Source organism: Cetobacterium somerae, from assembly GCF_022430525.1.
Classification (GTDB): Bacteria; Fusobacteriota; Fusobacteriia; order Fusobacteriales; family Fusobacteriaceae; genus Cetobacterium_A.
The window spans coordinates 244,693-259,143 of sequence record NZ_CP092520.1; the positions used below are offsets into that span (position 1 = coordinate 244,693).

General features: G+C 27.9%; 9 protein-coding genes. 3 read left to right on the plus strand and 6 right to left on the minus strand.

Annotation, left to right across the window (positions count from 1 at the left end; all coding sequences use genetic code 11):
* The first annotated feature begins 76 nt into the window (after nt 1-76).
* Complete coding sequence (dacB, locus tag MKD34_RS10160) at nt 77-1,561, plus strand: D-alanyl-D-alanine carboxypeptidase/D-alanyl-D-alanine endopeptidase (RefSeq protein WP_240221352.1); 1,485 nt, start codon at nt 77-79, stop codon at nt 1,559-1,561.
* A 45-nt stretch (nt 1,562-1,606) separates the two neighbouring features.
* On the opposite strand, the gene MKD34_RS10165 is transcribed toward dacB, so the two are convergent.
* Nucleotides 1,607-2,593, minus strand: a complete 987-nt coding sequence (locus MKD34_RS10165) for a 2-hydroxyacid dehydrogenase (RefSeq protein WP_240221354.1) — start codon at nt 2,591-2,593, stop codon at nt 1,607-1,609.
* Nucleotides 2,594-2,620: 27 nt separating this feature from the next.
* Nucleotides 2,621-3,664 carry an AEC family transporter gene (locus tag MKD34_RS10170; RefSeq protein WP_240221356.1) on the minus strand — a complete coding sequence of 348 codons (1,044 nt, stop codon included), beginning with the start codon at nt 3,662-3,664 and terminating at the stop codon, nt 2,621-2,623.
* 214 nt (nt 3,665-3,878) lie between these two features.
* Between MKD34_RS10170 and MKD34_RS10175 the strand changes: the two genes are divergently transcribed.
* A complete protein-coding gene (locus MKD34_RS10175) occupies nt 3,879-5,432 on the plus strand; it encodes a sensor histidine kinase (protein WP_240221358.1) in 1,554 nt (517 codons plus the stop codon).
* Nucleotides 5,433-6,098, plus strand: a complete 666-nt coding sequence (locus tag MKD34_RS10180) for a response regulator (protein ID WP_240221360.1) — start codon at nt 5,433-5,435, stop codon at nt 6,096-6,098.
* A 46-nt stretch (nt 6,099-6,144) separates the two neighbouring features.
* Here MKD34_RS10180 and MKD34_RS10185 read toward each other — a convergent pair whose 3' ends face one another.
* The 4 genes from MKD34_RS10185 to MKD34_RS10200 all read right to left on the minus strand — a co-directional run bounded on the left by MKD34_RS10185 (nt 6,145) and on the right by MKD34_RS10200 (nt 14,437).
* Nucleotides 6,145-9,351 (minus strand): efflux RND transporter permease subunit, encoded by a 3,207-nt coding sequence (locus MKD34_RS10185; protein ID WP_240221362.1) that lies wholly within the window; start codon nt 9,349-9,351, stop codon nt 6,145-6,147.
* Between the two features lie 2 nt (nt 9,352-9,353).
* Complete coding sequence (locus tag MKD34_RS10190) at nt 9,354-10,442, minus strand: efflux RND transporter periplasmic adaptor subunit (protein WP_240221364.1); 1,089 nt, start codon at nt 10,440-10,442, stop codon at nt 9,354-9,356.
* A 12-nt stretch (nt 10,443-10,454) separates the two neighbouring features.
* The gene (locus tag MKD34_RS10195; RefSeq protein ID WP_240221366.1) at nt 10,455-12,635 is read right to left on the minus strand and encodes a TolC family protein; all 2,181 of its coding nucleotides are present in this window, start codon (nt 12,633-12,635) and stop codon (nt 10,455-10,457) included.
* Between the two features lie 116 nt (nt 12,636-12,751).
* On the minus strand, nt 12,752-14,437 hold the full coding sequence (locus tag MKD34_RS10200; protein ID WP_240221368.1) for a M3 family oligoendopeptidase: 1,686 nt from the start codon (nt 14,435-14,437) through the stop codon (nt 12,752-12,754).
* Nucleotides 14,438-14,451: the final 14 nt, after the last annotated feature.

Genomic DNA, 14,451 nt, shown 5'->3' on the forward strand with positions numbered 1-14,451 from the left:
GTAATTAATTAGAAAAATACTTTAAAAAAATCTTTAAATGATGTAGGATATAAAAAAGTCTTATAAGAGGTGGTGTATGAAGAAAAAATATATTTGTTTAGCACTAATTACAATATTATTGGCTAGTTGTAGCAGTATAGAAAAATCTGAGAATAAAGATAGCTATCAAATACCAGTTGTTCCAGATAAAATAGTAGAAGAACCAATTATACCTATGACAACTTTGCCTACTAAAGTAAAATCAAAAGCTGTAGATGAATTTGTTAATTCAAGAGTTTTAGAGCATGGGAATTTAAGTTTTTATGCTATGGATATAGAAAGTGGAGCAGTTATCGATAACTATAGAGGAGAGACAGCTTTAACTCCAGCATCTGTTTTAAAAATAGTTACCTCAGCAACAGCACTAGAAGTGCTAGGGCCAGATACTGTTTTAGAAACTAAAGTTCTATATGATGGAAAGATATCTAAAGATGGAGTTTTAACTGGAAATATATATATTCAAGGAGGAGGAGATCCTACTTTAGGTTCAGATGGAATATCTATAAATAGAGAGGAATTTTTAAAAAATTGGACTGATGCAGTGAAAAAAATAGGAATAAAATCTATTAATGGAAATATAATTGTATTGGATGATTTGTTTGGATATGAAGGAATTCCAGGAAAATGGCTTTGGGAAGATATGGGAACGAATTATGGTCAAGGAACTTATGGAATAAGTGTATTTGATAATATATATACTCTTTATTTAAACACAGGTATCTCTGGTCAAAAGCCTGAAGTGATAAAGACTAAACCAGAGATTCAAGGATTAACATTTGATAATCAAAGTGTGGTAACTCCGGGTGGAAAAAAGGATATATATGTAAGAGGTGTACCTTTAGAAAATAAAAGAAGAATTTTTGGAGTAGTTCCACAAAATAAAAATGGCCTAACAATTCAAAGTGATATTCCAGATCCAGGATTATTTTTGGGACAATATTTTTCGTACTATTTAAAAAGAGAAAATATAAAAGTAAATGGAAATATTAAAACAGCTAGATTAACATCACAAAGACCGAGAAATCCAAAAGTTATAGCAGTGACAAAATCTCCTCCAATATCTGAAATAGTTAAAGTTTTATTAACTAGAAGTGATAATCATTATACAGAGCATCTATACCAATTAATAGAAAAAACAAAAGGTGTGAAGATAGAAAAGTTTTGGGAAGAAAAAGGGATTGATGTTCACTCTTTAACTATGAGAGATGGAAGTGGTTTATCTAGAGGAAATACTATTTCAGCAAAACTATTAGTAGAAATTTTATCTTATTCTAAGGATGGTTTAGAAAATCTTCTACCTGTTGCTGGAAAAGATGGAACAGTAGCTTTATTTTTAAGAAATACACCTTTAGAGGGAAAAGTTAGAGTTAAAAGTGGAAGTATGAGTGGAATACAATCTTATGCTGGATATGTGGAAAAAAATGGAAGAACATATACTTTTGCTATTGTTGTTAATCACTGGAATGGAGAGAGAAGCGAATTAAGAAAGAAAATGGAAAATTTATTAAATAATGTCTTTTAAAAAAAGCTATGAAGTTTTAAACTTCATAGCTTTTCTATTAAATTATTATAATTGATTTTCACAAATTCCTTTTTTAATAAATTCATCAAGATTTTCATAAGATATTTCAATCATATTTGTAAGAGCTTCATCTGTGTACGAACCAATATGTGGAGTTATTAATACTTTAGGATAAAGGTCTAAAAGTTTTTCAACATTTTTATCAATCTCTTTACCAGTCATATTTTTAAAGAAAAACTCTTTTTCATTAGAAAATACATCTGTTGCAAAGCCACCGATTTTACCGCTTTCTAATCCTCTTATGATAGCTTCAACATCTTGAAGTTCTCCTCTAGCAGTATTTATTATGATAACATCATCTTTAGCTTTACTAATAAGACTATCATTGATTAGATTATCATTAGATCCTTTTATATATGGACAGTGTAAACTTATAATATCTGCATTTTTAATTAAATCATCCATTGAAACATATTCTAAAATATCTTTAGCATTTTCATTTTCATAGATATCATAGGCAATAACTTTAGAACCAAGTCCTTTAAAAAGCTTAGCAGTTGTTAGTCCAATTTTTCCAGTTCCAACAATACCTACAGTTAAATTTCTAATCTCTTTGCTAAACATAAACTCATCTACAGTAAAGTTTTTTTCTCTACTTCTATTCACCATATAAGTTCCTTTTCTAACTAGGTTCATAGCAAAAGTAATAGCTAATTCTCCAATAGCATTTGGAGAATAAGTAGGAACTCTAGCCATCTTGAATCCCATCTCTCTAGCAGCATCTAAGTCGATATGATTATAACCTACAGTTCTAGTTAGAAGGTACTCAACACCATATCCTTTAATTATTTCTAAATTTTTTCGATTTGCTGGACAATTAGCTCTTAACATAACTGCTTTATGTCCCTCTATTAGATGAATATTTTCATCATTTAATAACTCTTCAACTAAAGTTAACTCATATCCAAATTTATTTAATTTTATAAAAAAATCACGTTCCACTTTTCTAACACCAAAACATATTAATTTCATTGTAAACCTCCTATAAATTTACTTAATCTATCCAAATATCTGTAAAGATTTAATAACTTCTAAAACTACAATCCATAATGGCATACATATTACACTAAATACTGTAGATAGTAAAGAACAATTTGATGTCATAAGTGATTCTTTATCAAACTTTATAGCATAAGCTGCAGCAACAGTTGCTGTTGGAGTTGCCATCATAATAACAACAGTAGCTAATCCTACAAAAGATATTGGTAAAATATTTGTAATATTTAAAATATATAAAGCAACTATATTTATAGCAGGAACTCCTAAAACTTTAACAAAACTGTAAATCCAAGAATCTTTTGAAGAGAAAGCTTCTTTTAGAGAAATATCTGCTAATTTTGCACCAATAGAGATCCAAGCTAATGGAGAACAAAGAGCAGCTAGATAAGTCATCGGTTTAAATAACCAAAAAGCTGTTTTATCAATTCTTAAGAAAGCATAGCTTTTATCACCAATAGATACTTGAGGTAGTGAACTTTGGAAAACCCAAACAAACATACCTAAAAATGTAGCTAAAACAATTGGATTCAAAAACATCTGAGATATATTTTTTCTATCTACTTTAATACCAGACATTTTAATATACCCATAAGAGTAAAGGAAAACTCTATATGCTATGTTAAAAATTGAAGCATACATAACTCCAACCTCTCCATAAACAGCAGCAATAATTGGAATACCAAAGAAAGTAGTAGATCCAAATATAGTTAGAACTTCTAAAACTGATTTTTTATCTCCTTTATATTGGATGTATAAAACTTTTGTCAAAAATATCAATAAGATATATATAGCAAATCCCCAAATTAAAAGATTGATACCTTGCTCTAAACTATTTTTGTTGATATCTTGCATAAAAGAGTTAAAAGCTAAAGCTGGTAAAGATGCGGATAAGATAACATCACTTAATGTTTTAGATGTACCATCTTTTAAAACATTAGTTTTTCTAAGATAAAATCCAAAAAGAATGATTAAAACAGATGAAGATATAGCACCAACAATACTATTATTCTTCAAAATACTTGAAATAATTTCACTGAAATTCATAAAATCCTCCTAAAATAAAATTTAACAATTAAGTACTCATTAATTAATATAAGTCCTTTTGAAAAGATTTACAATTTTTTAAACTTTATAAATAGTTTTTTAACTTTTTTAAGTAGAAAAAACTAAAATTGATAAAAAAATAGACAAAAAAGTTATCTAAATTTGTATAATAATTAATTGTACTAACTCTTTTTTATATGTTAATATAACAGTTATGAAGAGATTAAATTTTAAAAATAAAATAATGATTTGGGTTTTAATAATAAATTTAATACCCCTGATTTTTTCATATGCAATATTTTTTAATGAAAAAATAAAAAATGATGAAAATAATATAACAAAAAATCTTTTGGAAGCAGCAAAAGTTGTTAGCAGTAGTAATGAAATAAGAAAAAATTTACAATTAAACTATAAAGGTGGTGAGATTGAAAAAAAAGTTGATTCTCTAACAGATATTTTTAGAGATATAGATATTATTGTAGTTGCAAATATAGAAGGGATAAAATATTCTCATTTAGATAAAAAGCAGATTGGACAAAAATTTGTAAATCCAGTCCAATGGAATGATATAAAAAGAGGTGAAGGATATTTTTCTAAAATGATGGGATCTATGGGGATTACCTTTAGACGATTTGAACCTATATATGATGTACAAAATAAAGAAGTTATAGGATTTGTAATGGTAGGGAAATATTATACTGCAATTTCAGATATGAAAAAAAATACTGTATTAATGTTATGCTTACTATTTTTAGAAGCTTTTGGATTAGCTTTTATATTAGCAATAACTTTTGCAAATGGTGTTAGAAAAAGTTTATTTGGCTTAGATCCTGAGGAGATTGGAAGACTATATGTTGAGGAACGATTGATAATAGACAATTTAGAATCTGGTTTAATCGCTTTAAACACAAAAAATGAGATACTTAAAGTGAATAGTGTTTTTTCTAAAAAATATGGAAAGTTATCACCTAAATTAATTTTAGAAAAAGTAAGTATCTATTTAGAAAAAAAAGAAAATACTGCTCGAAATATAGAGGTTGTTATTGATAATGAGTATTACTATGTAAAAATATTACCAATATATAATTTAACAGAGTACTACGGAACAATATTACTAATAAAGACAAAAGATGATGTAAGTAGGTATGCTAGAGAGATAACTGGAATAGATCAATTAGTTGATGGAATGAGAGCAAATATACATGAGTTTAAAAATAGGTTACATGTAATTTTAGGTCTTATAAATCTGGAAAAAATAGATATGGCAAAAAAATATATTTTAGAGATACAGAACTTAAATGAATATGATTTTAAAAAATTTACAAAAATTAAGAATTCTTTTTTAAAAGCTATGTTATTGGGAAAAGATGCAATTTGCAAAGAGAGAAAAATACAGTTTATAGTTGATTCTCAATCAGAGGTTACAACTGAAAATAAAAGTCCTATAATTGAAGATATAAGTACAATAATAGGTAATTTAATTGAAAATTCTATGGACTCATTTAAAGAATTTAATATTAAAGAAAAAATAATTAAAATAAAAATTATAGAAACTGAAGATAACATTGAACTTGAAGTTTGGGATAATGGTGAACCGATTCCACAAGAATATTTTTCAAAAATATATGAAAGAGGTTTTTCAACAAAAGGAGAGTTACGTGGTGTAGGATTAAGTATTGTAAAAAATAAAATAACATTATATAAGGGAACAATTGAATTTGAACAAAATGAACAATGGAAATTCTTTAAAGTAAAGGTGGTGAAGTAGTTGAAGAAAGTTTTAGTAGTAGAAGACGATCCAATGGTAGCTATGATAAATATGGAATACATATCAAAGATATCACAGTTAGAAGTAGTTGGACATGCAGTGAATAAAGATGAAGTATTCGAATATCTAAAAAAGTTTAAAGTTGATTTAATTTTAATGGATATTTTTTTAGGTGGTGAGAGTGGATTAGAAATTTTAAAAGCTATTAGAGGAGAGGGATATACGGTTGATATTATCATGATTACATCTGCTAATGGCAGCGAAGAGATAAAAAAAGCTTTGTCTTTAGGCTGTTTAGATTATTTAATAAAACCATTTGATTTTGAAAGATTTAAATGTGCTATTAAAAAATTTCATGATAAAAATATGCTTTTTAATGAAGAAAAAATAGGACAAGAAGATTTGGATAAACTAAACTTTATTAAAAAAGAAAATTTAGAAATTTTACCAAAGGGATTAAATGAAAAAACCTTAAATGGGATAATGAATAAAATAGATAGTTTAGAGGGAAAAGAATTTAATATTAAAGAAATTTGTGAGTTAACAGAAATGAGTAATGTAACCATAAAAAAGTATTTGGATTATTTAGAAAAAATAGATTATATAAAGGAAAATATAACTTATGGAAATATAGGTAGACCACAATATGTGTATAAAAAATTATAAAATAAAAAATGCCTAGCTAATTAGCTAGGCATTTTATCTTATTATCTTATGACTGAGCATCTTTATTTTCAGTTGGTTTATTTTCTATTAAACGACTTTCATCATATTTATAATCAGCAAAATCAATTTTATAGAAAAGTGCATAGATAACAGGAATAACTCCAAGAGCTAAAACAGTATCTGTTACTAAACCAAATATAAGAACAACTGCTACTGGTTGGAAAAGTGGACCTCCAAAGAAATATAGAGGCATTAAACCAACTAATGTTGTAGCAACTGTTAGAAAAATTGGTCTAAGTCTTGATTGACAACCGAATACTACAGCATCCTGATCGCTACGACCAAGATCATCTTTTTCTATGGTCATTTTATCTACTAGGATAATAGCATGGTTAAGAACAACACCCGCTAGAGCAATAATACCAATCATTGCCATAAATCCTAAATCAGTATTAGTTAATAGTAATCCAATAGCAACTCCTAATATAGAAAGTGGAATAACAAGCATAATAGTTAAACCTTTTCTCATAGAGTTAAACTGAGCAACAACTAGGAAGAACATTCCTAAAATTGCTATTGGAACTTGTGCAAATAAAGCTTCTTGGTTTTCATCAGATGTTTGCATAATACCAGATGAATAATATTTTACATCAGGTCCCCACTCTTTAAGTTTTTCATCTAGCCAAGGCATAAACTTTTTATTAACTTCAAGAGGAGTAGTTGAATCTTTTATAGCTGCATCAATTTCAATAGAGTAAGCCATATTTCTAGTTGCAACTAAACTATCATAATATTCTAAAGATATTTTAGCAATTTGTTTTAAAGGAACAGCTTGTCCTTTTGAATTTACAAGTTCAATAGATTGGATTGAGTTTAAATCATCTTTATATTGATCAGTTCCTCTCAATACTATTGGAATAACTGTACTTTGAGGCGGAGCATCAAAGTTTCTATAAACACTAGCGTTATATCCTTGTAGAACATATTGTAAATATGTTCCAATAGTATCATTAGTAAATCCAGCCATTTGAGCTTTTTCAGTATCTACTTCGATAAATATTTTAGGAACCTCAATTCCCCAATCATCAGATACAGCATAAGTACCATCAAGAGATGTCAATTTAGATTTAACCTCTTCTGCTACCTTTTTTAAAAGTTTTATATCACGTGAAGCAAAAACATATCCTAAATCTTTAGCAAGAGAAACTCCACTACCTAATCCTTTAGAAACGACATCTATATCAGGATATTTATTTATAAGATATTGATTAATTTCTTGGCTTAATTTTGGAATTAATCTGTAATCAGTTAGATTATACATAATATAAGCATATTCAGGGAGTTGTGTTTGTGGTGAATATCCTGTAGAGAATCTAGGTGCACCTCCACCTATAAATGACCCCCAACTTAAAACTCCAGCTTTATCATATGTTTTTGTAGTACCACCAGTTGTTATATAATCCCAAAGTCCAGGTGGAAGAGGTTCTTGAGGACCAGTACTATAATTTTTTTCAATAAATTTATTTAAATCTTCAACTACTGCTCTTGTATGGTCAACGTCAGTACCTTTAGGTAAAGTTATATACGTTGACATAACGGGGTCAGTTGAACCAGGCATAAAGTTTGAAGGAGCAAGACCAAGTAGCCAAATACCAAAAATAAATGAAATTGCAGTTAAAACAATTGTAATTTTTTTATTTTTTAAAACTTTAATTAAAATCTCTCTATATAAAAGATATGGTTTGCTATTAAGATTTTGTTTTTCTCCAGGTTTTAATTTTATAAAGTCATAACATAATAAAGGTATAAAAGTTTGGTTAATTAACCATGAACTCATAAGTGCAAGCATAACAACGATAGTTAACGGTCCAACGTATTCTCCCATGTTTTGTTTATTTAGAATAATAGGGGAGAAAGCCATTATAGTTGTTAGAGAACTAACAAATAAAGGAATTGCTAGTGTTTTAGATGATTCTAAACAAGCATCCATTCTTGAATATCCTTCTTCTAATAGAACCGTAATGTTCTCTGACATAACAACGGCATTATCAACAAGCATACCTAGTGCTATAATAAGTCCTGCAAGAGTGATTTGGTTAATTCCGTAATCGAACCAAAATAATCCAATAAGAGTAAAAGCTATTGATGTTGGAGTTAAGGCAGCAACGATTAATCCAGATCTAAGTCCTAAGAATACAAGCATTACTAAAACTATTGTTGTAACAGCTTGAATCAAGTTAACAATAAATGCAGTAACATTTGTTTGAACTAAATCAGGAAGATAATAAATTTCTCCAACTTCAAGACCTATCGGAAGAGAGTTTCTATATGTTTTTAATGTTTCTTGAATACCTTTTCCCATTAATAAAACATCTTCACCTGAACCTAATGATATCCCTAAAACAAGAGATTTATTACCATTGAAATCAATAGAATAAGGCGACGGGTCTTGATAACCTTTGTAAATATTTGCAACTTCACTAAGATAGATGCTTGAATCTCCATTAGGACTAGTTATAATTGTATCTTTAATATCTTCAATACTTTTAAAATTTCCACTAGGAGTAACTTTTAATCTATTTTCATCAATTACAATATTTCCACCTTTAATAATAACGTTAGAACTATTTAAAGTATTTATAATATTTTGTAAAGTAAGCCCTGTTTGAGATAATAGTTTATTATCAATATCGATATATACAGTTTCATTTTGAATACCAGATATATCAATACTTCCAATTTGAGGTACATTAAATAATAAAACCTCTTTTAATTGATAAGCTGTTTCATAAAGTTCTTCATAGGTATAACCATCTCCACCTATAGCAAGAAGAGTTCCATAAATATCTCCATAAAATGTATTTATTTGAGGAACTTGAACTCCTTGAGGAAGGTTTGGAACAACAAATGTATTTATTCTGTTTCTAAGCTCTGTCCATACTGGCTGAATATCTTTATATTCAGCTTTTATGTTTACATAAACATTCGATTGTCCATCTGTATTAGTAGAGTTAACATACCATAGTGAATCCATATTTTGTACTTGATCTGCAATTCTTTTACTAACTAAATCAGCCATTTGTTTGGCAGTAGCACCAGGCCAATTTGTTGTAATTAATGCGACTTTTATTGTAAATCCAGGATCTTGAGCTTTTTCTGATTTTTGGTAAGATAAATATCCACCAATAAGTAAAACTACTATTAAAAAATAGGTTGTAACTTTATTTTTAATCGCTAGTTCGGTTAACTTCATGATTATTCAGCTCCTTTTAAAAGAGAAACTTTCTGATCTTCTAAAAGTACGCTACTTCCTTTTGTAACAACATAATCTCCATTGTTTAATCCAGTTACAATTTCTGTTCCAACTTCAGTAGTAGCTCCAAGTGTTACAACTTGTTTTTTTGCAATTCCAATATTATTTTCAAGATTTGTAACAACATAAACATATTTTTCACCATTAGGTGCAGTTAAAATAGCAGTTAATGGAACTGCAATAACTTGGTTACTATTACTAGTAGTAACAATAACTTTTGCTGTCATTCCAACTTTAACGGTATCTAGAGGATCAACTATTTTAGCTTTAACAGGATAAGTTCCTCCATATCCAACAGAAAGAGTACCAATATTTGTAATTGTTCCTTTAATTTTTAGATTATTAAGGGATGTTATTTCAATGTCAACTTCTTCACCTAATTGTAAATCACCAACAACAGATTGAGATACATTGAATTCTACATAACGTTCACCAAAAGTATTTAGTACAAAAACTACAGTATTAGAAGAAACATTTTGATTTACTTCACTTTTTACTTGCCCAATTGTTCCATCACTTGGAGCTGTTAACATAGTATAACTAAGATTAACTTTAGCTAGATTAACTGCATCTTCTAAAGCTTTAACAGAAGATATTGCAGATTTGTAGTTAGCTGTAGCACTATCATATGAAGCTTTTGAAATACTATTTTCTAAATACAAAGCCTCTGATCTTTTAAAATTAGCTGTAGATTCAGCTAAGTTAGCATTTCCTTTATCTAAGTTTGAAACTGCTTGCTGATAATTTAATTGATATTCAATTGGATCAAGTGTTGCCAAGATTTGTCCTTGTTTAACAGTATCTCCTAATTGTGCAATTCTGTTATTAATAGTTCCTGAAACTCTAAAGCTAAGATTAGATAGAGCTTCGGTATTAACTGTTCCAGAATATGTTCTTTTAACATCATATTCTTTTTTCTCAACTTTTTCATAAACTACAGATTTTATATCTCCTGTGTTTTCTTTTGTTTTGTCTTTACCACATGCTAATAATAAAATTAGAATAGTAGCTGCTAAAAATTTATTTTTCATAATTTATCCCTCCTAATTATCTAACTCTTGTTGAAGTTTAAGCAGTAAAACTTTTCTTTCAGACGGTTCCATAGTAAGAGAAGACTTACCATAAAGGTATTCAAGTTTTAGCGTAGAGTTAATCAGATTAAAGTTTTCAATTACATGATTTAATTCTTGACTCAAAGTATTATTTTGAGCAGATAGGAAATCAGTTAGTGTAGTTGTTCCTTCTGTGTATAGGTTAGTTACGATATCTAAATTTTTCTTAGCTACATCTGAAGATATTTTAGTTGTATAACTTTGTACAAAATTAGTTAAAAGATTTGTATATGTTTGTAAAACCTCTTGAGCTAATTGATTTTGAGATGAAAGCTTATTAAACTCAAGTGCTTTTAATTCACTTTTTATAGCTTGACCATTATAGTAAATTTCTCCTCCACTTATAAGTGGTAAACTAACATTGATTCCAGCTTGCCAATATTCATCTGGAAAATCTCCATTTGAATTTTTACCCCAAGGTGTTACTACATTATTTTTGTAATAATTTCCAGAAGCAGTTATTGTAGGTATAAATCTTTCTCTATTGTTTGATGTAAGTTCTCTTTCTTTACTTTTTATAGTATTATCAAGTTGTTTTAAAGAATTAGAATTCGTAAGAGCTCCATTTACTAAAAAGCTTTCTATTTTTTTAGATTTTTCAGAACCAAATGTAAAGTTTTTACCTAAATTTTCACTTAATAAAAAGTATGGAGCAAGTTCATCAAGAGTTTCATAAGTATATGTGTTTCCCTCTGGATAATTTAAAAGGTTATTCAAGTAGATTTCTTGAGAACGAATTTCTCCTTTAACACTAGAAATATCCGAAAGAGCTCCGGCAACATTTGATTGTAATCTATATACGTCTTGTAGTCCACCAGCACCAACATTATAATTAATTTTTGCAACATTTAAAGTTTCTCTTAAAAGATCATAGTTACTTGCTTGAATAGCTAATTGAGCTTTTAATTGAAGAATATTAACATATGTAGAAGCTACATAATATATAGTAGCTAATTTTTGTTGCTCAAATGCTTTTCTATTAGAATCTAATGATAACTTATCAATATAAACACTAGCATTGATTTGATCACTAAATATAACTTGTGAAAGTTGTAAATAAGAAGCCACACTATTTGTAGGATATCCTTGTTTAAAATTAGGAGATCTATCATCTAGAGCTGAATAATCTGCATTAGCTGATAACTGCGGTAGACGCTTAGAATTAGTAACTTTAACATTATAGTAACTAGTCATAATATTTTGTCTAACTTGAAGAAGGTCTAAGTTAGAATTAAGAGCTCTATTTACAGCATTTTTAAGTGTTAATTTTGGATTTGCCATTTCTGGAGTATTAACTTGTGATAAATCCTGAAGGAAAATAAGATTAGGATAAATATCAATTTTTGTTGCTACTTCAGAATTTAGGTATATATCTTTGATTGGAGCATTAACTTCAACTATTGTACTCATATCTTTTTTAGTTTTAAAAAACATATAATTTAAAGAAGCTGCTCTTAATCTTTTTCTAAACTCTTTATTTAGATTTAACCCAGAATATGCATATGGCTTTAATTCTTCGTTAAAATCAATAAGAAATGAAGGGACTTTTTTATCAATCGCATTTAACAAGTTTTCTTTTGTAGATTTAAGAACATTAACTTTTATTCCAGGAACATTAGTACTTTGAGCAAGTTTTTTTAAATTGCTTGAATTCATATTAGAGATAAGTACATCAACTTCTGTAACACCAGTCAATTCTTTAAAAGGCATCAGATAATTATTTAAATCAAGATTACTGTAAATATAGTTTAAATTTTTAGGAGTATTATTTCCTTTATCTCCAAACCCTAGAGGCATAGAGTAAAATTTATTTTGTTGTAAATTAGATATATTTTCCAATGGTGCACAAGTTAATATAAAAACTCCATCAATTTTAGGATTTTTATTTAATTTATTTATACCATCTTGAATATTATGATTTGTCAGATAAAATTTTTCTGTTATTTTTGGAGAAAAATTTGTACCTGCAAAATTTTTATTTAATTCATCTTTAAGAATTTCTAAAGCGGTCTCTGAACATTGCGAATGGTTTTCTAAAATAACTCCAACATCAAGAGTTTTTGCGAATAAAGAAAAATTGAAAATAAAAAGTAAAAAAAGTATTTTTCCCATAAGGACCCTCCCTTAAAAAATTAATTGTATCATTATCATATTCTGTTAAAAGTAAAAAAATCCTTTTGAAAATAAAAAAAGAAGTATAAAAATACTTCTTTTAGACCTATAATATATTAAAATTGAAATTCATCTAAATATTTCTTAACATCTTCAATTATATTTTCTACACAATTCTCTTCAAAAGGAGATTTTAAATTAGCAACTTTTAATAAATTTAAGAATGATTTTATTCCACCCTCATGACATAAATTTAAATAATCTTTCCAACTTTCTTGGTAATTCTTATTCATTTTTTGCCAAAATTGTAATGCGCAAATTTGAGCTAATGTGTAATCTATATAGTAAAATGGAACTTCAAATATATGAGCCTGCTGGAACCACCATGTTCCTTTTTCTAAAAATGGATTTTCTGAATAATCACAATGAGGTTTATAAACTTTCTCTAACTTTCTCCAAATAGTCTTTCTTTCAGCTGGAGTTAAGTTAGGGTTTTCGTAGATTTTATGTTGGAAATGGTCAACTAAAACTCCATAAGGTATAAATTTAATAGCACTGCTTAAGTGTAAATATTTATATTTGTTTGTATCCTCTTTAAAGAAATTTTCCATCCAATTCCAAGTAAAAAATTCCATACTCATAGAATGTATTTCAGAGCTTTCATATGTAGCCCATAATAATTCTGGAATTTCAATCCAACTTGATCTATAAACTTGAAAAGCATGTCCGGCCTCATGTGTTAAAACATCAATATCTCCACTTGTTCCATTGAAATTAGAAAAAATAAATGGTGATTTATAATCTGGAATAAAAGTACAATATCCCCCTCCAGCTTTCCCTTTTTTAGTTGTTAAATCCATTAAATCATTTTCAATCATGAAATCAATAAATTCAGCAGTTTCAGAAGAAAGTTCGTGGTACATTTTTTTTCCTTGCTCAATAATCCAATTTGAATCCCCTTTAGGAGTTGGGTTCCCGTCATTAAATTCAAATTTTTCATCATAATATTTAAGAGACTCTAATCCTAATCTTGCTTTTTGTTTTTCATATAGAGATGAAGCCAATGGAACTATACTTTCAATAACTTGCTTTCTAAAACAGTCAACCATTTCAGCATTATAATCTACTCTATTCATTCTTAAATATCCTAGCTCTATAAAATTGTCGAATCCTAATTTTTTAGCTATTTTAACTCTTATTTTTATAAGGTTATCAAATATTTCATCAAATTTATTCTCGTTATTAATAAAAAAAGTTGATTTTGCTTCTTGAGCAGCTTTTCTAATAGTTCTATCTTTAGAAAGAATAAATGGTGTCATACCTGATAAGTTTCTTTCTTTCCCATCAAATAAAATTTTAGCAGAGGCCAAAAGTTTAACATACTTAGAGACTTCTTTATTTTCCTCTTGTAAATCTTCAATAATCTCTGGAGAAAATGTTTTTAAGCTATTCTCCATCAGTTTAAAGAGTTGATCTCCATACTCTAATACTAAATTATTTTTATTGCTATGATTTACTAGAATCTCATAAAAATTAGTATCTAGCTCTTGGTAAAAAGGTGATATTTCATCCCAGTATTCATTCTCGTCATCATAAAATTTATCCTCAGTATTTATAGTGTGTCTAATATTAGCAATACTAGACATAGATGATATATTATTTCTTATGGTATTAATTTCATGAATTAAATGTTTTTGTTCTTGAATATCAGTTGAAGCTTTTAAATTTTGCATTAGATTTGTTAAAGTTTCTTTAATTAAATCGTAATTAGGTCTTTCATATTTAAAATCTTTAAATTTCATAAAATCCTCCTTTA